General features: G+C 69.3%; 19 protein-coding genes and 1 pseudogene. 8 read left to right on the top strand and 12 right to left on the bottom strand.

Annotation, left to right across the window (positions count from 1 at the left end):
- Nucleotides 1–16 precede the first annotated feature (16 nt).
- Nucleotides 17–718 carry a bleomycin resistance protein gene (locus tag ACFV1J_RS02670; RefSeq protein ID WP_385855358.1) on the top strand — a complete coding sequence of 234 codons (702 nt, stop codon included), beginning with the start codon at nucleotides 17–19 and terminating at the stop codon, nucleotides 716–718.
- A 1,083-nt stretch (nucleotides 719–1,801) separates the two neighbouring features.
- On the opposite strand, the gene ACFV1J_RS02665 is transcribed toward ACFV1J_RS02670, so the two are convergent.
- From ACFV1J_RS02665 to ACFV1J_RS02650, 4 genes and pseudogenes are all read right to left on the bottom strand, one after another.
- The gene (locus ACFV1J_RS02665; protein ID WP_385855357.1) at nucleotides 1,802–2,791 is read right to left on the bottom strand and encodes a glycine betaine ABC transporter substrate-binding protein; all 990 of its coding nucleotides are present in this window, start codon (nucleotides 2,789–2,791) and stop codon (nucleotides 1,802–1,804) included.
- Entirely contained in the window at nucleotides 2,791–3,075 is a 285-nt protein-coding gene (locus ACFV1J_RS02660; RefSeq protein ID WP_385855356.1) for a hypothetical protein, read from the bottom strand. The genes ACFV1J_RS02665 and ACFV1J_RS02660 overlap by 1 nt, the downstream gene beginning before the upstream one ends.
- Nucleotides 3,068–3,623: pseudogene (locus ACFV1J_RS02655) on the bottom strand (ABC transporter permease); the annotation flags it as partial. The gene ACFV1J_RS02660 and the pseudogene ACFV1J_RS02655, both read right to left, overlap by 8 nt.
- Nucleotides 3,624–3,921: 298 nt before the next feature.
- On the bottom strand, nucleotides 3,922–4,266 hold the full coding sequence (locus tag ACFV1J_RS02650) for an ArsR/SmtB family transcription factor (protein WP_385855355.1): 345 nt from the start codon (nucleotides 4,264–4,266) through the stop codon (nucleotides 3,922–3,924).
- A gap of 92 nt (nucleotides 4,267–4,358) precedes the next feature.
- Between ACFV1J_RS02650 and ACFV1J_RS02645 the strand changes: the two genes are divergently transcribed.
- Entirely contained in the window at nucleotides 4,359–5,336 is a 978-nt protein-coding gene (locus ACFV1J_RS02645) for a zinc-binding alcohol dehydrogenase family protein (RefSeq protein WP_385855354.1), read from the top strand.
- A 58-nt stretch (nucleotides 5,337–5,394) separates the two neighbouring features.
- Here ACFV1J_RS02645 and ACFV1J_RS02640 read toward each other — a convergent pair whose 3' ends face one another.
- The 3 genes from ACFV1J_RS02640 to ACFV1J_RS02630 all read right to left on the bottom strand — a co-directional run bounded on the left by ACFV1J_RS02640 (nucleotide 5,395) and on the right by ACFV1J_RS02630 (nucleotide 7,803).
- Nucleotides 5,395–5,517 carry a helix-turn-helix domain-containing protein gene (locus tag ACFV1J_RS02640; protein WP_385855353.1) on the bottom strand — a complete coding sequence of 41 codons (123 nt, stop codon included), beginning with the start codon at nucleotides 5,515–5,517 and terminating at the stop codon, nucleotides 5,395–5,397.
- Nucleotides 5,518–5,776: 259 nt separating this feature from the next.
- Entirely contained in the window at nucleotides 5,777–7,138 is a 1,362-nt protein-coding gene (locus ACFV1J_RS02635; RefSeq protein ID WP_385855352.1) for an alpha/beta hydrolase family protein, read from the bottom strand.
- 101 nt (nucleotides 7,139–7,239) lie between these two features.
- A complete protein-coding gene (locus ACFV1J_RS02630; RefSeq protein ID WP_385855351.1) occupies nucleotides 7,240–7,803 on the bottom strand; it encodes an ArsR/SmtB family transcription factor in 564 nt (187 codons plus the stop codon).
- 381 nt (nucleotides 7,804–8,184) lie between these two features.
- Here ACFV1J_RS02630 and ACFV1J_RS02625 point away from each other — a divergent pair, with 381 nt between their 5' ends.
- Entirely contained in the window at nucleotides 8,185–8,358 is a 174-nt protein-coding gene (locus tag ACFV1J_RS02625) for a hypothetical protein (RefSeq protein ID WP_385855350.1), read from the top strand.
- A gap of 88 nt (nucleotides 8,359–8,446) precedes the next feature.
- On the opposite strand, the gene ACFV1J_RS02620 is transcribed toward ACFV1J_RS02625, so the two are convergent.
- Nucleotides 8,447–9,466, bottom strand: a complete 1,020-nt coding sequence (locus ACFV1J_RS02620) for a hypothetical protein (protein WP_385855349.1) — start codon at nucleotides 9,464–9,466, stop codon at nucleotides 8,447–8,449.
- Between the two features lie 750 nt (nucleotides 9,467–10,216).
- Nucleotides 10,217–10,792 carry a TetR/AcrR family transcriptional regulator gene (locus ACFV1J_RS02615; RefSeq protein WP_385855348.1) on the bottom strand — a complete coding sequence of 192 codons (576 nt, stop codon included), beginning with the start codon at nucleotides 10,790–10,792 and terminating at the stop codon, nucleotides 10,217–10,219.
- A 70-nt stretch (nucleotides 10,793–10,862) separates the two neighbouring features.
- Here ACFV1J_RS02615 and ACFV1J_RS02610 point away from each other — a divergent pair, with 70 nt between their 5' ends.
- On the top strand, nucleotides 10,863–11,756 hold the full coding sequence (locus tag ACFV1J_RS02610; RefSeq protein ID WP_385855347.1) for an NADP-dependent oxidoreductase: 894 nt from the start codon (nucleotides 10,863–10,865) through the stop codon (nucleotides 11,754–11,756).
- 478 nt (nucleotides 11,757–12,234) lie between these two features.
- Here the strand turns inward: ACFV1J_RS02610 and ACFV1J_RS02605 are convergent, their stop codons facing one another.
- Complete coding sequence (locus tag ACFV1J_RS02605; RefSeq protein ID WP_385855346.1) at nucleotides 12,235–13,470, bottom strand: hypothetical protein; 1,236 nt, start codon at nucleotides 13,468–13,470, stop codon at nucleotides 12,235–12,237.
- A 394-nt stretch (nucleotides 13,471–13,864) separates the two neighbouring features.
- Here ACFV1J_RS02605 and ACFV1J_RS02600 point away from each other — a divergent pair, with 394 nt between their 5' ends.
- Nucleotides 13,865–14,221, top strand: coding sequence for an antibiotic biosynthesis monooxygenase family protein (locus ACFV1J_RS02600; protein WP_385855345.1), 357 nt, complete (start codon nucleotides 13,865–13,867; stop codon nucleotides 14,219–14,221).
- A 299-nt stretch (nucleotides 14,222–14,520) separates the two neighbouring features.
- Here the strand turns inward: ACFV1J_RS02600 and ACFV1J_RS02595 are convergent, their stop codons facing one another.
- Both ACFV1J_RS02595 and ACFV1J_RS02590 read right to left on the bottom strand, forming a co-directional pair.
- Nucleotides 14,521–15,018, bottom strand: a complete 498-nt coding sequence (locus ACFV1J_RS02595; RefSeq protein ID WP_385855344.1) for a protein kinase — start codon at nucleotides 15,016–15,018, stop codon at nucleotides 14,521–14,523.
- A 197-nt stretch (nucleotides 15,019–15,215) separates the two neighbouring features.
- Nucleotides 15,216–16,181, bottom strand: a complete 966-nt coding sequence (locus ACFV1J_RS02590) for a trypsin-like serine protease (protein WP_385855343.1) — start codon at nucleotides 16,179–16,181, stop codon at nucleotides 15,216–15,218.
- Between the two features lie 570 nt (nucleotides 16,182–16,751).
- On the opposite strand from ACFV1J_RS02590, the gene ACFV1J_RS02585 reads away from it, so the two are divergent.
- The 3 genes from ACFV1J_RS02585 (at nucleotide 16,752) to ACFV1J_RS02575 (ending at nucleotide 20,542) form a co-directional block, all read left to right on the top strand.
- Nucleotides 16,752–18,194, top strand: coding sequence for a cellulase family glycosylhydrolase (locus ACFV1J_RS02585; RefSeq protein ID WP_385855342.1), 1,443 nt, complete (start codon nucleotides 16,752–16,754; stop codon nucleotides 18,192–18,194).
- A 995-nt stretch (nucleotides 18,195–19,189) separates the two neighbouring features.
- Nucleotides 19,190–19,828, top strand: coding sequence for an LPXTG cell wall anchor domain-containing protein (locus ACFV1J_RS02580; RefSeq protein ID WP_385855341.1), 639 nt, complete (start codon nucleotides 19,190–19,192; stop codon nucleotides 19,826–19,828).
- A gap of 111 nt (nucleotides 19,829–19,939) precedes the next feature.
- Nucleotides 19,940–20,542: a hypothetical protein gene (locus tag ACFV1J_RS02575; protein WP_385855340.1), complete on the top strand. Its 603-nt coding sequence runs from the start codon at nucleotides 19,940–19,942 to the stop codon at nucleotides 20,540–20,542.
- Nucleotides 20,543–20,666: the final 124 nt, after the last annotated feature.

Genomic DNA, 20,666 nt, shown 5'->3' with positions numbered 1-20,666 from the left:
TGACTAGAGTGTGCGTATGGCTGAGAAAACCATTCCGATCCTGCCGTGCCGGACCATTCAGCCCGTTCTCGACTTCTATACCGCCCTGGGGTTCGAGGTGACCTTCCAGCAGAAGAGCCCCAACCCGTACGCGGTCGTGGAGCGCGGCGGCATCGAGCTTCAGTTCTTCGGGATGAAGCAGTACGAGCCGGCTGAGTCGGTCAGTACGTGCTACGTCCTGACCGATGACGTCGACGGGCTGCATGCCGCCTTCCGCGCGGGACTCAAGATGGCGTACGGGAAGATCCCCTCCCGAGGGCTGCCGCGCATTGGGCCGCTCAAGGACATGTCGTACGGCGTACGGCAGTTCCTCATGACCGATCCGGGCGGCAACTGCCTCCGCATCGGGCAGAAGACGAGCGAGGACCAGCATCATCGGCGGCCCCCCGAGGAGACCTTCGCCCGTGCCCTCCACCACGCCTCCCTCCTCGCGGACTCGAAAGAGGACCCGGCCGCCGCTGCGAAGGTCATCGACCGGGTGCTTCACCTTGAGGACGAGCGGCCCACGCCCGTACAACTGCTCCGCCTCCTCGTGTTGCGAGCGGACGTCGCTGGGCGTCTCGGTGACGAAGGGACCGCGACGACGGCGCTCGCCAAGGCCGCCGCAGTCCGCCTCACCGCCGAGGACCGAGAGGCGGTTCACGACGACCTCACCCGTCTTGAAGAGCTGCGCAACTAAGGTCTGCTCACAGCCACGCGTTGAGGGCCGCGACTGGCACGGTCGCCCCGTAGCGGGCGGCGCGAGCTTGTCGTTTCTCGCGGCGACCGCCCGGTGGCGCTCGAGCCGATTGATGCCGCACTCGACCGCACGCCGCTGCCTTTGGTCAGTCTTGTCGAACTTCGGCGGCCGGCCGCCGCGAGAGCCGCGGTCCTTCCGGTTTGCGGACGCGGTCCGCCGGGACCGGGATCGTCGGATCGTCGCCTTGATACCGCGTCTGCGGAGGTAGGCGCGATTCTCGCGAGAGTCGTACGCCTGGTCGGCCCGCACCCGGTCCGGGCGCTTACTGGGTCGCCCGGGGACGCGGCCGACGCCATACGGGAACTCACCGCACTGCTGGCAGACCAAGAACGGAACCACCGATTACAGGAAGCGCAAGCCGGAGGTGTCGCCAGCGTCGGCAGCCTGGTGGGCCCGAGCTGCGGCTCCGTCTGGGTCCCCAGCCAAATCGCGCAGCCGCTCCAGGAATCTGGGGACGGGGGGTTGCCAGCGTCGGCGGCCTACTGGGCTAGCCCCCGGGCGAAAGTGCACGCCCCGGATCAGCGCTCCGGTAGCCGAGCGGGGCCCGGCAGTGCGCCGGGTGAACGCTGTGAGGCCGGACAACTCAAGTCGGCGGAGGGCTACCAAGGCGGTCAGGGCGCGCACCGGGGCACGGCGGGCTTCCGCCGCACGCAGCGACGCATGCCTTGATGCCCTCCCAGCGCACGGTGGCACCCTGGGTTACGCGCCAGATCCCACACCCGGCAGACACCAGCACCCACCAACCGCTCGCTACCGGCCGCCAACCAACAGGACGGGGGCCCGGCGGAGTGCAACCCGCCCTCAGGCCCACACTCCACCACAGGCCCCTATGGCCAAGCCCGGGACGCAAGGAGGCCAGAGAAGGGCTGCCGAGCCATACGGACCGCCATGGGCCGCAACGCCGGCCCTACGGCGCGCCGTTCGGATCATGGTGTCCCGGCCCTCCGGACGGCAGCGTCTGCGCGAGCGTCAGGGCACTCGGCGCTCTCCCCTGCTCGTCGGTCGTTCGTGCGGATCCGTCTGTCAGCCTTCCCGGATGAAGCCCTCCCGCACCAGCCAGTCCTTCGCCACCTCGTGCGGGTCCTCCCCGTCCACGTCCACCCGCGCGTTGAGCCGCTGGGCCTCCGCCCCCGTCAGCCGCTTGGTGATCGGGGTGAGGAGGTCGGCGATGGCGGGGTACTTCCTCATTGTGGCGCTGTTCATCTCGGGTGCCGCGTTGTAGTTGGGGAAGAAGTGCCGGTCGTCCTGCAGCACCTTCAGCTTGAGTTCGGGAATGCGGCCGTCGGTGGTGGCCGCCACGCCGAGGGTGCAGGCCGCGCCCTCGGCGACCTGGGTGTAGACGACGCCGTCGTCCATCTTTTTGAAGTTCCCGCGCCGGAGGGCGAATCCGTACGTCTTCGCCACGCCCGGCAGGCCGTCCTCGCGCACCGAGAACTCGCTTCCGCCGCAGATCGTCGCCGCGCCCGGGTCCTTCTTCGTCAGACGTGCCACGTCGGAGAGTGTGCGCAGCCGGTACTTCTGCGCATTCGCCTGGTTGGCGACCAGCGCGTAGGTGTTGTTGAGCGGGGCGGCGGGCAGCCAGGTGATGCCGTTGCGGCGGTCCTCCTTGCGTACGGCCTCCCACTGCTCGTACGGGTCGACGACCGGCTTGGTACGGCCGAGGTAGGTGATCCAGGCCGTGCCGGTGTACTCGTACATCCCGTCCGCCGCACCGGACTTGACCGCCTCGCGGGCACCGATCGAGCCCTGGATGTTCGTCCGGTCCAGGACTTCCGCGCCGGCCGCTTTGAAGACCAGTCCCATGATCTGGCCCAGGATGATCTGCTCGGTGAACTCCTTTGAGGTCACGGTCAGTTGGGCGCCCACCAGCGGTCGCCCCTTGCCGATGGAGCCGGGCTGCACCGAGTCGGCCAGCGGGCTGCCGCTGGTCAGTCCGCAGCCGCTCAGCCCTGCGGCCGCGAGCAGCAGGGCGCCCGCGCCCGCGACGGCCGTCCGTACCTGGACCAGGCGCATCAGTCCACCTCCGGGCCGCGTGGGCGGAGCAGCAACTCGACGAGCGTCCCCGGCCAGTCCATGATCAGCGCCATGGCGACCGTCCCGATGCGCGCGCCGCCTCCACGAGTGCCGGGTCGGTGGCCCTCGGCGCTGTCCGGATGGCGCTTGGTGAGGTTGTCCAGCCGGATACTCGCGCTGGCGGCGACCGGCCGGTCCGGCCCGGCGGATCGGGCGGATCCGCCGGGGCCCGCGGCGCCGGACGTCGGTAAGGTCGGTTCGACGATTTCGGCAGAGTCAGCCACGGATCCCCCGTGAGATGGTGAGCCGTCCGATCAGCACGTACCCGGCGTCGAACGAACGGCAGGGCCGGTACAACGATCCCGAGCGTTTCCGACACTACTTCGTTGAGCGTGTTCGCACTGCCCAGGCTGGACATCCCGCGGAAGATATGGTTGCCAAGCCCAGGCCCTGAGGCAAAGGCCGCGATCGCCGCGATGCCCATCAGCATCCGGGTCGGCACCCGGACACCGGTGAGGATTGGCGGCCGGGCGAGGGCAGTTCGACCTTCGACCCTGAGCAGCTGGGCGAACGTGACCTCCCTATGCCCTTGGCGGCCTCGACGAGGGCCGGTCGACTCCGCGCAACCCGACGACCGCGTTACGGACCACCGCCACCGGCAGCAGTCCGTACAGCGTCAGCGCCATGACGGCGGCGCGACACCGAGGCCGACGACCGGGACGAGCAGGCCGAGGAGAGTCAGGGAGAGGACGGTGAGGGAAGTCGGCATTCGAGCGTGCCACCAAACGGCACAGCATGTCACCACCCCGCCAGCGGCAAGGAGTACTTGAGCCGCGCCCGCCGCGAGCCGCATCACCGGCTGCTCAGCAAACTCGCACTCCTCGCCAACCGCTGACCCACTCCGGCATCCGGCATGACTCCCCCGGTGGTGACGGGACCGGTACCGGGTTGGAGGGATTCCCGGTGTCCGTGACAGGTCGTTTGACGCGGATCACGGCGTCGCTGGCACGCGGGGCGTACGAAACGGCTGGACCGGGAACGTAGGCGGCCAGGAAGGGCAAGAGACAAGTAGGTCAGGCGCTGAGCCCGGCCCCGGTGGCCGGACGGCCGCGCGGAGGAGCCAGCCGCTGTTACTCGGTGTCGTCGGCGCGGAGGATCAGGTCGAGGAGGCCGGGGAAGCGGGCGTCGAACTCCTCGCGGCGCAGCCGGTTGAGCCGTTTGGGGCCCTGGTCGCGCTGTTCGACCAGGCCGGCGTCGCGCAGGACCGAGAAGTGGTGGCTCTTTGCGGCCCGGCCGACCGGTACGTCGAAGTTGCTGCAGCTGAGCGCCCAGTCGGGGTGGCTGGCCAGGTCGCGGATCAGCTGCATGCGCACGGGATCCGCGAGCGCGGACAGGGCGGCGAGAAGCGGGACGTCGTCGGGGTGCGTGTGCACGGGTGCCGGACGGTGACTTGCGCCTTCAGGTTGGTCCGACATTCCGATGTCCTCCTCCGCCCAGTGTTCGATGACCATCTTACAGTGCTAGTGTTCGCTTCCGGTTGAACACTCATGGAAGGGTGGTTTTGCATATGCGTGCGGTCGAGTTCCAGGAGTACGGCGGTCCCGAGGTGCTGCGGATCGTGGAGACTGCGGCGCCCGAGCCGGGCCCTGGCCAGGTGGCCATCGAGGCGGTCTGGGCGGGGGTGAACTTCGCGGACGTGAAAGCGCGCGCCGAGGGGTACCGGGTGGCGTCGCTGCCCTACCGGCCGGGCCTGGAGGTCTCCGGGCGCATCCGATCGGTCGGGGAGGGCGTCGAGGGTCTGCGGGCGGGGCAGGAGGTCGCCGCGCTCGTCGACGGCGGCGGCTACGCCGAGGTCGTGCTCGCGGAGGCCGCGAGGGTCTTCCCGTTGCCCGACGGGCTGGACCTGCGGACCGCGGCCACCCTGCCGACCGTGCTGCCCACCGCGCACGCCCTGGTCCACGAGGTGGGGCGACTGCGGGCCGGGGAAAGCGTGCTGGTGCACGGCTCGGCGGGAGGCATCGGCACGGCGGTCGGACAACTGGCCCGGGCAGCGGGCGCCGGCGCGGTGTACGGGGTGGCCTCCAGCGACGCCAAGGCCGACTACGCACTCAAGCACGGCTACGACGCGGTGTTCCGGCCCGACACCTTCGACACGGACGTCCGCCGCGCGACCGGCGGCAGGGGCGTCGACCTGGTCCTGGACCCCATAGGCGGCGACACGCTGCGCCGCGGCCTGGAGGCACTGGCCGTCTTCGGGCGCCTGGTGTCCTTCGGCAACGCCAGCGGCGCCGAGCCCTGGCGGACCGGGCAGAGCGAGCTGTACGCACAGGGCCGCTCCGTCGGGGGCTTCTCCGTGCTCGCCCTCGCCCAGTCCGCACCCGACACCCTGCGTGCGCTCACCGAACGCGCCCTGCGCACCGTCAGCGACGGAACGGTCGTCCTTCCCATCACCGCCGAATTCCCCCTCTCGCACGCGGCCGCCGCACACCAACTCATCGGCGGACGCACATCCACCGGCAAGCTGCTGCTGCGCATCACCGATTGAGCGGTCGTCTCCGGTGCCCTCCACGCCACCAAGACGGATCCAGTCGCCCCGACCCGGGTCACCTGACCTCCTCTGCCCGGCCCGGCCTGGACTCGTCGTTCATGCCTTTCAGGCCACGGTTGAGGAACCGGCGCCGCCAGGTGCGGACCGTCTCGGGCGCGATCCCGAGACGGCGCGACACCTCCGCGATGAGTGATCGTCAGCACACTCCAAAACGATCCGCGACCGCAGGGCCAGAGCCTGGGCCGTGGCGCGACGCCGAACCCAGCCTTCCAATACGGCCCGCCGGGCATCAGTCACCGACAACAGCGCAATCTTCGGTCCAGGACGACTCACACCGAACCAACGACAACTCTGACTCAGGTCACTAGCGTCTGTCTGCAGTTGTTGATCAATGGGCGTTCGGGAGGCTGCCGGAGTCGTAGCGGGGGCGATGGCCGTCAGGCAGCAACACCCCACCACACCGCCCACGGTACGAACCCGACCGCGGCCAGGCCGACCGGGGCCAGACGCAGCCAGACCGCCCAGGTTGACGTCAGCCGTTGGCGCCGGAGTGCGGCTGCCGAGGCACCGGCGGACACCACCACGGCGACGGCGAGCGCCTGCACCACCAGCCACGAAGCCGGACGGCTCCACACAACGGGCGCCGCCGCACCGTCCCCCGCCACGAAGACGGCGATCGAACAGGCCACCGTCGCCACGACCGCCAGCAGGCCGAACCCGGCCAACCACCGCACCGGGCGCAGGACTGGGCCCCGGCGCAGGAGGGCACCCACCGGATAGGCGGCGAAGCCGAGGAGCAGCAGCGTCGGGGCCAGCCAGGCGTACCGGGCGTGGCCCGGTATGGGGGTGGTGACGAGTGCCTGCCCGGGTGCGGGGGCGGCGCTCGACGTCGGTGGGTGGCCGGCGGCCACGGCGTGCACCCATGAGGTCATGGTCTGTGCATGGCGCGGGGTCAACTCTCCTAGTTTCTTGCCATGGAAGAGTGGGCCGCCGATCCGGTCGAACCCGTCCGAGGTGCGGTGCCCGTTGTGCGCACCGTCGGCGACGAAGCGGATGACGGCGTGCCGGTTGCCCGCCCGGGCCAGGGCCTCGCGGAAGATCTGTGCGCTCTCCTGGGGCGGCACCTGGGTGTCGTGATCGCCCCACAGTGCCAGCACCGGCGTTCGGTGGAGCTGCTCCAGGACCGGTAGGGGGTCGTAGCCGGCCGCGGGGAAGAGACCGGTCGAACCCATGAATTGGGCGGCCGGGCCGGAAATGGTGCGACGGAACGGTCCGCCCACCCCCCGGTGGTGCAGATGCGTGGAGAGGTTCCAGGTCTCGGTACGCAGCGGGTCGTAGCCGGACCCGCCGATGGTGACGATGAACGCGACGTCGGTCGAGCGTGCTGCGGCCAGCGGCGCGACCCAGCCCCCCTCGCTGAACCCCCACAGTCCGACCTGGTGTGGATTCACCCCACTCCTGGACTGCAACAACCGCACTCCGGCAAGCGCGTCGTCGGCGAGCAGACCGAAGTCTCGATGGAGCAGGGAGTAGCCGACGGTCCGCTTGTCGAAGTCGAGCGTGGTGATCCCGGCCCGGGCGAACGCCTCGGCCTCCTGCCGGTACTCCTCTCGGGGCCCGGAGCCCGAGCCGCCGACGAGGACGATGCCAGGCTCCGGACCGGATGCTCCGTCCTTGCTGAGGACAGTGCCGTGCAGAACGAGCCCACCGCCGCCCCGGAACGTGACCTCCTGGCGGACCAGCCCGTCCCCGCGGGCGTACGCCACTGGCGCGGCCAGCAGGAGGAGGGTGGTGGCCAATGCCCCGGATAACGTGGCCAGTACGGCGCGTATCAGTGATGCGGACGTAGCCGAGAGCAACACGGCGTGCGTCCCCCTTCGTTGTCGGTCGGACCGCGCGGTCAGTCGGTCTCGGGAATTCCGAGCAGCCGGACGAGCACGGTTCGCGCCTCGGGCGCATTCCCTCGTTCCGGGGTCGAGTACCGGTAGAGGAGCGCGATGTACTCCTCGAAAAATGCGCGGAGTTGGTCGGGATCGACCCGGAGCGTGGCGCGCGAGAAGAGCGCCGCGTCGGCCCAGGGGCCCAGCGTGTCGCGCGCCTCCTCGAACCGCCGAGCAGAGTCGATCAGTTCGGCGAAGTTGAGTCGATGCATCTCGGTCAGCGCCTCGCGCATCTGCGGCGTCTGTCGGCTGTACGGCGGGAATCGCCGGTCCCCCGGCACTGCCCGCCACCACCGCTCCCGCCCCTTCGCCAGCTCCGGGACCTCCTCGACGAAGCCGTGCTTGGCCAGCTGCCGCAAGTGGTAGCTGACCAGCCCCGTACTTTCGCCCAACTCGCGTGCCAACGCGGCAGAGTTGGCCGGCCCCTGGCGCAGGCATTGCTCGATCTTCTGCCGCATCGGGTGCGCGAAGGCGCGCAGTGCCTCGACATCGGTGATCTCTTGGGCGGGTGGTTGATCGACCATGTGAGAAGACTACGAGTTGCAAAGGCTGCTTGCAAGGAGTCTTTGCAACTCTCGCGGCGGGCCCGCACCTACCGCTGCTGGTGGCTCATCGCCGTTGAACTCGCCGCGGCAGGCAGGTGGGCGGCGGCCCAGTCCTAGAACCGGTCACCCTTGGCTCCGCACCCGCCGGCAGAAGCTGCCACGCCTCGGGCGGAGCCTGGGCAATGAGGTGGTCGAAGCGCGAGCCGTAGACCTGCTGCGGTTTGGGGACGCCGGGTAAGGAGCGCGGGCGGGGCTGTTCGGGCCTTTCTGGATTCTGCCGGGACCCGCAGATTCCGTCCTGGACTCGGCATCGGTAGCGCCGACAGGGCGTGGGACGAACCGGCGAGTTCGGAGACCACCATGCCGAAGAAGCAGTCGACCACGAGCAAGAAGGCCCGCAGGGGCGCCCTGCAGGGCGCGAAGTTCACCACCGCCCCTCGCGAGCACAGCCAGGCCGCTCAAGGCGCGGAGATGCCCCAGGCGCAGTGCGCCAACTCTCGTGAGTCGCCCGCCGCTTTCAGCGAGGCGATCTGAGACTCCAGGTATCCCGCTCACCGGCCGAGGGCCTCGCTCGTCACGGGTCCCATGTCACGAGCCCGATCGGTGACCACTGAGAGGAAGCTCAGTGGGCCCGGTAGCGGGTGGCGAGTGCGTGGAACGCCTGCTTCGGTTCCCAGGGCATGTCGGGGTAGGCACGCTTGTCGGCGGGATAGCCGCTGTGCTCGTCCAGGACTTTGACGATGCCGTAGGAGGCGAGGTCCTCGTCCGGTCCGGATGTCCGGTGGGGTGTGCTGAAACCGGCGAAGCTGAACCAGAAGACGGAATCGACGCCCTCCTCCTCGAAGACGGTCATGAGATCGTCGAGGTAGCGGACCTGCTCGCCCTCGTCGCGCACCAGGCCGGGTTTGAGGGTGACGCCGTCGGCCTCCCTCGCCATGTACCAGCCGGCGCCGCCGTGCTCTCCCGCTCCCCGGTAGGTGCAGCAGCCGGCCTCCATGATGGCGACGGGCTTGCCGTGGCCGCATTCCTTGCGCAGGTCGGTGCGGTAGGTGGCCGCATTGCGCAGGCTACGGAAGGCGTCCAGGCCGACGATGTCGAACGGGGCCCAGTCCACGCCGTCCAGAGGGCAGGAGGCGTAGCTCACGCGGCCGCCGAAGAGGGGCCGCACGGCGTCGACGACCTCCCCCAGGAAGGCGTTGACCTTGCCGGGGATGCCTTGGAGCGCGGCCTCGCGGCCGGGGCCCGCCAGGACCGGAATGCGCTCGTTCAGTGTGTCCCCGGGCAGGTATCCGCGGGCGAACACGCTGAGTTCGCAGCCGGTGACGAGGACGACCTCGGCGCCGTCGCGCCGCAGTCGCTCCGCCCGCTCGGCGCAGTCGGTGAACAGCGGCAGCATCTCGGCGTTCGACAGCTCACAGGGGAACGGCGAGAACCAGACCTCCAGGCCCGCCTCCGCCGCGTACCGCGCCGTAGTCTCGATACGGTCCGGATCGCCCCCGGTGATACGGACAGCGGTGCAGTGCAGGTCCTCCGCGAGAACACGTATGTCCCGTTCGACGTCCCGAACGTCGAAGACGGGGCGCGACGTGTCGCCGTTGGGAAAGGTGCCGGTGTCGTAATGGATGCCCTTGCCGCGCAACATGACGAATGCCTCCGGTGAGGTGACTGTGTTTGCCGTACGGCGTCATCATCCAAGTTGCCGCTGCGTCAGCTTCAAGGCCGCACCGCGGTCGGCCGGTCGCCGAGCTGAGGAGCCGACTGAGGCGGTCGGGGCAGCCAAGCGCCTCTCCAGAAGCCTTTTTGCGTGTCTCACCCGGCCTGCTCCCCCTGGCCACGGCAGCCTCCGGACCAGCCCTGGTTCCCACCCAGTTACCGAGTTACCGAGTTACCGACAGAACTTCTGGAAGCGCGCTGAGGAGCTGTCCGGCCGATCATGTGTGGAGCCAGATGACGAGGGCTTCCGCGAGCCGCCGGCCGCGGGCAAGCCCTCCCGCACGCGGGCGGCCTGACGGTCCGTCACCTCCGGGATCATGTGCCGGATGCCGTGCCTGTGGGGGTGGTCGTGGCACGGTCCGTTGCTGTTGGCCGTCGGCGGCCAGGTTGCCGAGCGTCTGCTGTAGGTGTCGGCGGCCAGGCTGCCGAGCGTCTGCTGTAGGTGTCGGCGGCCAGGCTGCCGGGCGTCTTTCGGGGTCGGCCGGCTCGGGACGTGGGACGCGGATCTTCTCCAGTACGAGCTCGAACTGGCTGCAGTCCACCCGATGTCCGAGCCGGCGACCCAGGCCGGCGCTAGCCACATGACCGGGCGAACGGGCCCGGTACGGGCCACCCAGGGCAACCCAGACGTGTCGCGCGCCGGCCCCGGCGCCGGCCGCGGCGCGCCGGCGTCCCCGGCTCAGGGCGCGGTGGCTTCCCAGGCTGCCTTGATCATCCGGAAGACCTCGTCCACCGTGGCCCCGGGATCGTCCGCCCGGCAGGCCAGCGCATAGGCGTCGATGACGAACCGCGCGGTCGCCCGGCAGGCCGTCGCACTCCGGGACAGGTGGGGATCGGCGGCCAGCGCCGCTGCCAGCGCCTGCGCGTGACGCAGACTCATCGACTCCTCGTATTCCCGCAGAGCGGGCGATCCCTCGATCATGCGTCGGACGGGGGCGCTGCCCTCCGCCGTGCAGTGCCGCACCAGGGCCTGGACCTCGCGGTGCAGCGCCGGGATGAGCGGCTCGTGCGGAGGCCGGTCGGTTACCGCCCTCGTGAGGCGCTGCTCGAAGTCCTGGTCGCGCTCGAACACCAGGGCCTCCTTTGAGGCGAAGTGGGCGAAGACGGTAGTGACGGCGACGTCGGCCTCAGCCGCCACGTCACGGATGCCCACGGCGTCATACCCGCGCTCCAGGAAGAGCCGCAGTGCGGTGTCAGCGATCTTCTGACGGGTCGCAGCCTTCTTGCGTTCGCGGCGTCCGGACGGCTCGGTCATACCCTGACACTACCAGGTATGAATTCCTAACCGTTGTGAATTCCTAACGGTTAGGTCTAACGTCGTCCGCATGAGGAAAATTTGCTTCGCCGAGTTCGGCGGTCCCGAGGTCCTACAACTGGTGGAAGCCGAGGAGCCCCACGCGAGCCCCGGTCGGATACGCATCGCCGTACGGGCGGCGGGCGTCAACCCCGTCGACTGGCGGATCCGGGAGGGCCAGGTCCTGGGAGCCCATCCGGTCGAGCTGCCCGCCGGGGTCGGACTGGACGCCGCCGGGGTGGTGGATGAGGTCGGCGAGGGCGTTGAGGGGGTCGAGGTCGGCGACCGCGTGTTCGGCGAAGGCGCCGACACGTACGCCGAATTCGCCGTGCTGTCGGCCTGGGCCCGGATGCCCGAGGGGCTGGCCTTCGAGGAGGCGGCCGGGTACCCGTCGGTGGTGGAGACCGCGCTGCGCATCATCCGCGAGGTCGGCGTGCGACCCGGGCAGACGCTGCTGGTCAGCGGCGCGTCCGGCGGCGTCGGGTCGGCGGTGTTGCAGATCGCCCGCGAGCGCGGCATCACGGTGATCGGCACGGCCGGGGCCGCGAACCAGGACTACCTGCGCGGCCTGGGCGCCCTCGCCACGACCTACGACGAGGGCTGGGTCGAACGGGTGCGGCACCTGGGCCGGGTCGACGCCGCCCTCGACCTGGCCGGCTCGGGCGTGATCCCCGAACTCGTCGAGCTGACCGGGGACCCGCGCAAGGTCGTCTCCATCGCCGACCTCGGTGCGCCGCAACTGGGCGTCCACTTCTCCGGCGTGGCCGGGAGTATGCCGGACGCGCTCGCCGAGGCCGTCGACCTCATCTCGCGGGGCAAGCTCCACATCCCCGTCGAGAAGTCGTACCCACTCACCGAGGCAGCCGCGGCGCACACCGACAGCCGCACCGGCCACACCCGGGGGCGCCGGGTCCTGGTCATCTGAGCCGCGGTCCGCCCGGCGTCCCGCGCCGAACGGCCGGTCGCTGGCGGCTGGTGGCTGGTGGCTGGTGGCTGGTGGCTGGTGAAGTGGCGTCGGACGAAACCGGGGCGATTTACGCCTCGTACCCACCACCAGGGCGACCGCGGCGCCCTCCGCCGAGATCGCTTCAGGCCGTCGGCGTTTTCCGGACGGGCCGGTCGCCGCCCGGTGCGGAGACGGCTAGGACTGTCGCCTGTCTCGCTCGTGGGTCCGGGCATGGGACGAGGTGATCTCACGGATACGGATGAGGAGTGGGAAAGGCTGAGGCCGTTCCCACCAGTCAGCAACGGGCGTTGTGGCGGATGGCGGGACCACCGGCAGAGCATCGACGGGGTTCTGCACCGGGCACGGCTTCCTCAACGAAAGGCGCCATGAACAGACATGGACACCTCCTCCTCGAAGCCGGGTGTTCTACATGGGCAGCCACTCGATCGCGGGTGACTCAGCGGGCCCTGTCGAACTCGCGCACTATCTGTGGCAGAGCCTTGAGGACCGTCGTACTGTGGTGCAACTCGCCCACATCACTGAGCTGTTGGTCAGCCCCGTGAGCCGTCAGCTGGCGCTGGCAGTGCAGAGAGTTCGCAAAGGAGACGTCCTTGTCGCCCCTGGCGTGAAAGAGATGCACTCGGGCGTCGGGCCGCCAGTCACATGTGGTGTCCATTTCCTCGAGTTTGCGTCGCAGATCTCCCGCGGGGTGGCGCACCCTCTGAAGGAATTCTGCGGTGAACAGTTGCTTCGAGGTCTTGGGCAGCGCGGCCGCGAGCTCCGACGCCTTGTGGTCGCCGTCGAACAGCGTCTGTACGGTCTTGTCGTAAGGGGCTCGGAACGCCTGGTTCGGGGCGCCGTAGAGGCGATACATCCGGTTCCACGCGGTCGCGAAGTAGGCGAGGTAGAGCGAGGACCGTTCGCCCCTGTCGTCTGCCGCGGCGGCCTCGAAACCGCTCAGGTCGAACGGGCCGGCGACCGGGGCGAGGACACCCGGACGGAAATACGGATCGACGCCCTGCTGCAGAGCCTTCCCGACCAGCATCGTGGCGGGGCCGCCCTGGGAGAACCCGCTGATGAGTACGCGCCGGTCAAGACCGCGACCCTGCCTGCGGGCGAAGGTGCGTGTCGCCCGCAAGGCGTCCACCGAAGCGGTAACGGTCGCCTTCGGATTCCCGTACGGATGGATTCCGGGGCCTTTTCCCAGGCCAAGGTAGTCCGGGGCAGATACCGCGCGCCCGGTCGAGGCGAACAGCAGCGCCGTGGCCCGGTCGGGCGCTTCGTCGTTCACCGAGGCCACCTCTCCTCGGTACACCTCGGTGCCGTGCAGCCAGGACACGACCCGAAGGGCGCGTTCGTCGTTCTTCGGCATCGCGACCAACTCGCTGGCCATGGTGGGTTTTCCCTGGAAATCGACGGTGCGATACACGATCCGGTGAGCTCGCACGCCGTAGCGGACCTGGGTTGCATCGATACCCGCCTTGGCCAGGCGGACTGCGACCTCCTTGGCGTCCAGGTCCGCCACCGGGGTCACGGAGACCACCGAACCGCGCGATGCGGAATGCTGGTGAGCGGGCGAGGAGGAGCGCTGGCTGTCGTCGTCGCACCCGGCCGCCGCCAGTACGGTCACGGCACACACCAGGGCGAGGGCGGCGCGCTTGGCGGATCTTCCGTCGAACCGGGAAATGTTCATAGCTGGACTCTGCCGTTCCCGGCACACTCGGCGCATTGCGGCCAACACCCCACTCAGCAGGGGGTTTTCCCTACCCGCGTGGCTATCCCTGACAACTGGTTCATGGCCTGGTACCCGGGCAAAGCCAACGATGCGGGCACGGAGCCAGCCAACTGCAGCGGGCGGAACAGCGTGAGGTTCGTGCTGTTTCTTCTTCCTTGAGACGTCCGCGCGCCGTCCTCCGCGGCCGGCGATGGGCCGACGGCCCTGGATGTCGATGGCGTCCAGGCTGAGCTCGATGCCCAAACCCATCACCGACTCTCACCATCACCGACCCCAGCCGAGAGGTTGTGACAGCATGTGCCCGCCATGGCGCCTTGACCTCAAGTGCAGTTGAGGTAAGAAAATGCGCTCTATGAGTCAAGACAGCAAACCAGCCGGTGACGCATCGGTCACCTTCATCAACGTCATCGAGGTGCCTGCCGAGCAGGTCGACATGTTCATCGCTCAATGGCGTGAGCGCGCGAAAATCATGAGCACTGCGCCTGGATTCCGTGATTCACGGCTGCACCGGGCCGTGACGTCGAAGGCGCGCTTCCAACTGGTCAACGTAGCTCACTGGGACAACCACCAGGCGTGGGAGGCAGCCATGTCCAACCCCGAATTCCAAGCCCGGATGCGCGCCCTCGAAGACGACCGAAGCGTGGAGGTATCGGCAAACCCAGCCCTGTACGAGGTTGTCGCCAGTTACCACGAGGAGACGCGGATGTAGCGCTTGGGGCGCATGCAGCCCCGGGCTCAAGGACCTCCGCAAGTCCGGGGCCGTCCAAAGCAGGACCGCCCACGCTGGTCACGCTCCCGGTGCCACGGTCAGATCCGAGCCCGCCACTGCCAACGCCGAGGCCGCACATACGGTTGCTGCACCAAGAGCCCATGGGCTGCCCCTTCATGAGATGCATCGCGGGTTGGTCCGGCCCAGACTCGACCGTATGAGTTCTCGACGACGAGCCAGAACGGGTAAGGGCGATGCGATCCCCGCTGACTACGACAGCGATCCCGGGCGCTTCGCCGCTAATCAGGCAGCCACGCGGCGCTTTGCGGTACAAGGTGACGTCCATCCCGTAGTCGCCCGTCGCCTTGCCGCCGAGGGTGCAAATCGCGATGGATGAGCCCGGCATCGTGGATGTCGCCCAGCGCCCGACACAACCCGGAGGCCAAACCGCGCACCGAGCGCTCGGGCAACGGCCCGTGCTGCTCCGCCACCACCTGATACAGGGTCGGGCCGGCGACGTACGCCGTGGCCACCCACGGCAATGCCGCCTCCGGGCCGCCGTCCAGCACGGCGGCCGTCCACTCCCCGCCGACCTGCTGGGCCACGGCGGTCTCCTTGGCGAACCGGCGCCGGAAGTCCGCAGCCGCCGCAAGTTCGGCGCGGATGGTCTTCACCGCCACCATCCGGCCACGCGGCGACCGGGCCAGGTAGACCACGCCCATGCCGCCTTCCCCCAGCCTGCCGATGAGCCGGTAGTCAGCGATCCGGTCGGGGTCCTGTTCTTGCAGAGGCTGCACGGCCGGTGGCTCCCTCCCCTTGAACATCACCGCGGCGGGCCAAGGCTGGTCGGAGCAGTTCAGCACTGGCAGCAGAAAGGCGCGATTGGACCTTCGTCGGCGCTGACGACATCCAAGAGAAATGACGGCAGTGCCGCGTCGCGACAAAGGGCGGCGGCCCCGTGACGAGGGGGCCGCCTTGGGTGCGGCGGTTCGGCTCAGGCGGCGTGGCGGGTCTTGCGGCGGCGTACTGCGAGGGCGGTGCCGCCACCGGCGGCGATCAGTGCGACGGCCAGGCCGGCAATCGCCGCGGTGTTGTCGTTCGTGCCGGTCTCGGCGAGGTCGGAGCCCTTGGCCGCGGTCAACGGGGCGCTGTTGGTCTTCATGGTCTTGTTGATCCAGCCCGCGTAGGCGGGCGCGCTGGTGTAGAGGCCAGGGCCCTGCGAGCACGGCACGTTCGGGGCGCCGGGCCCGGAGGTGACGCCGATCAGTTCCCAGCGGCCGTTCCGGCCCTTTTGGACCTGCGGTCCGCCGGAGTCCCCGTGGCACGCCATGGCCTTGGGCACGGTGGTGATCGTGCACAGCCGGGTCCGGTCCGCGTAGCCGGGCGCGCACTCGGACTCGGTGCCCCTGCGGGTGTTCAGCTCCTGCAGTCGGTCCGGGAACTTGAACTCGGTGTCGACGGTGGTGCCGAAGCCCAGGAGCCGGGTCGGTGTGCCGGGCGGCCCTGCCTGCTCGGCGATCTTGATGGGCTTCTGGGCGACCGGGCGGTCCAGGCGTATCAGCGCGATGTCGTTCTTGTTGGCGACCTTGTTGTCGCCGTTCACGTAGCCGGGGTGGACGAAGGTCCGGTCGATCTTCCGGACGGTGCCACCGGACTTGCGGTGGTCGCTGCCGACCCGCACGATGCCGTCCAGCTTGAGCCCCTCGACCTTTATGCAGTGGGCCGCCGTCAGCACCCACTGCGGATCGATCAGGGACGCCCCGCAGTTCCCATCGATCAGACCCTGGTCCGGGGCCGACGACGGGATGACGGCCATGAACGGGTACCTCTCGGTGGAGTCCGACCCGTTGACGATGGCTCCTGCGCTGCCGGCCATGACGGTGACGCAGGCCGCAGCGGCGAGAGCGCCGACGGCAGCGGTGCGGGCGGTACGGGGGCGCAGTGGCTTGAAGCTGAACACAGAGGGTCCCTTTTTTCCTCGATGGATCCGTAGGCATGCAGCCTCGTTGTTCGATGCCTGCCGGACCATCCGGGCAACGGGTCGGTCGATGGTGGGGCTAGCCCCCCTCTGTACTGGGAAAACTCGGGGCCCGGGGTATGGCTGCCCGATAAAGGACTTCACGACGAAGGACTCCACGACGAAAGACTTCCCCACGGAGGACTTCACGACGGAGCACTTCACAGAGCGCCGGAGAAGACCCCCGGAGAGAGTCACCGAGCGGGGAGCCAGGGCGCAGACGTAGGTCCTCATCGCGCTCATGCAGGCCGTACTGGAGAGCCAGCCACGACGCGGAACGGCCCGAAGCGGCGAATGCCCCGCCGGCGGCTGGACAAAAAAGGCGAATCGGCGCGTGAGGTCAGCGCGCGCCTTCGCATCTGAAGAGGTGCAATGACCGGGAAAGGAAGCCTGCCAACTTCCGCCAACTCCCGTGAACTCCCTTGAATGCCTGGGAACTTGACCCACCCGCCAGTAGCATCCGGCCGGCCAGTAGCACGCCGCCCAGCAGCCATCCTCGAAAGGGGCTCCTGCATGCGCTTGGCCTCCCGCGTCGCGCCCACCGTCCTCGCCGTGGCCGCCCTCCTGCTCGGCGTCCTCCCCGCGCAGGCCCAGGCTCACCCGGACCGCACCCCCGACCGCGCCTCCGACCGCGCCCCCGACCGGGTCACGGTCGGTGACCGCACCTTCATCGCCGACGGCCAGGGCCGCGCGCTCCAGTGGCGCGGCTTCAACCTCGCCGACAAGAGCAGCCGAGGCACCCACGCGTTCGCCGACATCCACGAGAGCGACCTCAAAGACATGGCCGCCCGGGGCTTCAACCTCGCGCGCCTCGCGTTCTTCTGGGACGACCTCGAACCCACCCCCGGGCACTACGACCGCGGCTACCTCACCAAGATGCGCCGCATCCTCGACTGGGCCAACCGCTACCACATCAAGGTCATCCTCGACGCCCACCAGGACGTATACGGACCCCACTTCGGCTCCCGCGGCATCCCCGACTGGGCCACCCGCGACGAGGGGTTGCCGTTCACGCCGATACCGGACGACTGGTTCTCCGAGTACTTCGAGCCATCCGTACAGACCGCCTTTGACCACCTGTACAAGGACGCCGACTTCCGCGCCGCGCACGCTCGCATGTGGATGACGGTCGCCTCCGCCCTGGGCAGGCACCCGGCGCTGCTCGGCTACGACCTGATGAATGAGCCGTTCGCGAAGTTCCTCGAAGGCGAGGACCTCCCCGCCGCCGCGGCCCGCTTCGAGGCCACCGAACTCACCGAGCTGTGGAACCGCCTTGCCCGGGCGATCCGCCTGGTCGACCACAGGTCGTGGATATTCGTCGAACCAACCGTCATCGTCGGTGTCGGCGTCCCGACCCGGATGGGCCACATCGACGACCCGCACGCCGGCTACGCGCCGCACTTCTACGAGACCGCGATGGAAACCGGCGCCGACTACGACCCAGGCGGCACCTTCATCCCCGCCTACGAGGCCGCCATCAGCGACTACCCGACCCGTCACCGCATGCCGGTGATCGTCGGGGAGTGGGGCGGCAACCCCTACCTTCCCCACGCAAGCCAGTTCGTCACCGACATGACGGCCTCCCTGGACTGCTTCTCCAGTGGCTGGACGTGGTGGCAGTGGTGCAGAGGCGGCGGCTACTGCTTCCTCGACCATACGGGCGCCGCGAAGCCCAACGCCCAACTGCTCGTCCAGCCGTACGCGCAGGCCGTCGCGGGCGACCCGCTCACGTTCGCGTACGACCCGGCCACCCGCACCTACACGCTCACCTTCCGCACCCGCGACCACGCAAAGGGACCCACCCGGATCACCGTACCCAGGGACACCTACCCACGCGGCTACCGCGTCGAAATCCAAGGCAACAACGCCCGTTGGGGCCACCACGGCCAGACCGTCACCGTGAGCACCCGCGGCAGGACCGCAGCCACCTACAGGGTCACGATCAGCCCGAGGTAGCCCACCCACCTCACACGGCCAAGTGCGCCGGCAAGGAAGCCCGATCACCGCCCGCGACAGGTCCAGACAGTCGGTGTCCCGCAGCTCGTCCAGCAGCACCTCGTGCAGTCGCTGCCACACACCGGCGTTGGTCCAGTGCCGCAGCCGCCGACCATCGGAGGGCGATGGCAGCAACGGCTCGATTCTCACCCACAACTCATCGCCGACCAGCCACGGTGAGGGTTCCCCCTGCCCAAACCCAACCAACCGACGCATCCGTCCAGACGACACGGCTACCAGCGTTGCGTTATGAGCACTTATGCACCACTTCAGTGGCTTAAGCGTGGAACCTTTTCACAGTGCGAGTGCTCCTACATGAGGCGCAGGTGTGCACACGCATGTCTGCCAGCGCCCTCACGCACACCATGTGTCACGCACACCATGCGTCATGCATGACCTGACCATGACGAACGTCAACCTCTGCCGCCCAGGCGGCACTTGGGATACGAGAGGTCTGCTGGATGAAGATTCGCCGCGCCCTGACGGCCGCCGCAGCGGCTGCCGTGTTAGCGCCCGCCGCCGTACTGACCGCGCCCGCCGCCGCGTTCGCAACGGAGCCGGTGTCCGAGGCCGGTCCTCGCACGCCCGCCTCTCCCCACTCCCCCGATGCCGCAACGCCGGCGGACCGGCCAGCGGCTTCCGCAACGAGCGACGGCGGAACAGGCAACCCGCACGACCCGCGGCACCCGGGCGAAGCCGCTGCCGGTGACCCGGCTTCCCTGGGGCGCGACGGGGCCGCCCGTCCCGCCCCAGGGAAGCCGCCGAAGCCCGCCGGGACCGCCGATGGGACCACTGAGGGGACCACCGGCGGGGGTGGTGCCACCGGTGGAGGCAAGGACGCCGGTGATTCCGGTGGTGCGGGTCAGTCCTGCGCGTTCGAGTCCGACCAGTTGCACGTGGCCGTCCACGGGCTGCCGCCCCAGCTGACTGCGGGCGGTGCCTGGACCCCCTTCTCCATGACGCTCACCAACACCACCGGCAAGCCCCTGGGAGAGGTCCAGCCCTTCCTGCTCGTGTCCTCCGCCGAAGATGTCGATCGGCCGTACTGGGAGCTGGAGACCGAGTACCGCGATGCCAAGACGGGGCGGTGGAAGACCTTCCATGACGCGACGCCCGACGACCTGTTCGGCTTCTTCGCCGTCGGTCCTCGCAGCACCATCACGCTCCAACTGCGCACCCGGGTGGTCAAGGACGCCAAGCCCGGCGCCGGGTACGCGCTCGCCGCCGGCGACTACCGCAACCGCGACGGTTCCTGCGGTTCGGCCAAGGAAGCCTGGTACGACTTCACCATCCTCCCCGCGAGCGCGAAGCCGACGCATCCCCCGACCACCAAGCCGGGTGGGCCTGGCAAGCCGGGTGGCACGGCCGAGCCCAGCCAGAGCGCCGCGTCCGGCGGTGGTACGGGTGGCTCAGATTCCACCGGTGGCCCCAGCCCGCAGGGCGGCGCCCACCTCGCCGAGACCGGCGCCTCGTCCGCGCTCCCGGCCATCGTTCTCGCCGGCGGAGCCGCGATGGTGGTCGGTGCGGGTGCGGTCATCGGCGTGCGCCGTCGAAAGGGCGTGGCCGGTCCGGGCGCCACGGACGTCACCGCGTAAGCCCCACCATTTCCCTAAAGAACCTGATAACCCAAGGATCCACGGCCCCAGAGCTCAATGACACTGGAAACGAGGGCTCCCAGGGTCCGAAGAACCGGGAAAGAGATCTGCATGAAACTGCGCCGCGCCCTGTCGGTCTCCGCCGCGACGGCCGCCCTGCTCCCCCTGGCGGTGGCCGCCGCGCCCGCCTCCCAGGCGGCCCCTGCCGCGGAAATCCCCACGTGCTACGACCTCGACACCGCCTACGGGCAGTACCACAACAACACCTTCGTGGGCCGCTCGTTCGGCATACCCAAGTCGATCACTCTCGGCACTCACTGGACGACCTACACCGCCACCCTCACCAACGCCTCGGCGAAGGAGCTGAAGTCCTTCGAACTCAGCGCCAAGCTGGGCAGTTATGTCTACAACGCGGGCGAGCGCGACCTGAGCCCGTACGGCGATCTGCAGTACTGGGACACCTCGCAGCGCGCCTGGAAGACGCTGCGCCAGCCCGGCGGCAACGCCCGCGGCACCATCCCCGGCCCGAAGACGCTGAAGCCCCGCGAGTCCGTCCATGTGCAGTTGCGGTTCAGGGTGAGTAAAGACCTGCCCCTGGACCAGACGTACGACGCGTTCACCGGCCTCACCGGCACCTTCGTCGACCGCTACCGCGACATGGACTGCACGGCCCACGGCGACGCCGGCGGCGGCTTCTACCCCCGCAAGGGCTGAAGCCCGCGGGGAGGGCTGCCGCCGTCGCGCCCAGACGGCGGCAGTCCCCCAAGGACCGTCCCGTAACTCCTGGTCGCAGGTGAGAGGGACTTGCCGTGGCGGGTGTGATCACGTAGTTGGCGTC

Source organism: Streptomyces sp. NPDC059649 (genome assembly GCF_042734445.1).
Taxonomy (GTDB): domain Bacteria; phylum Actinomycetota; class Actinomycetes; order Streptomycetales; family Streptomycetaceae; genus Streptomyces.
Note: the sequence above shows the minus strand (reverse complement) of the source record. Positions and strands in the feature narration are given on the sequence as shown.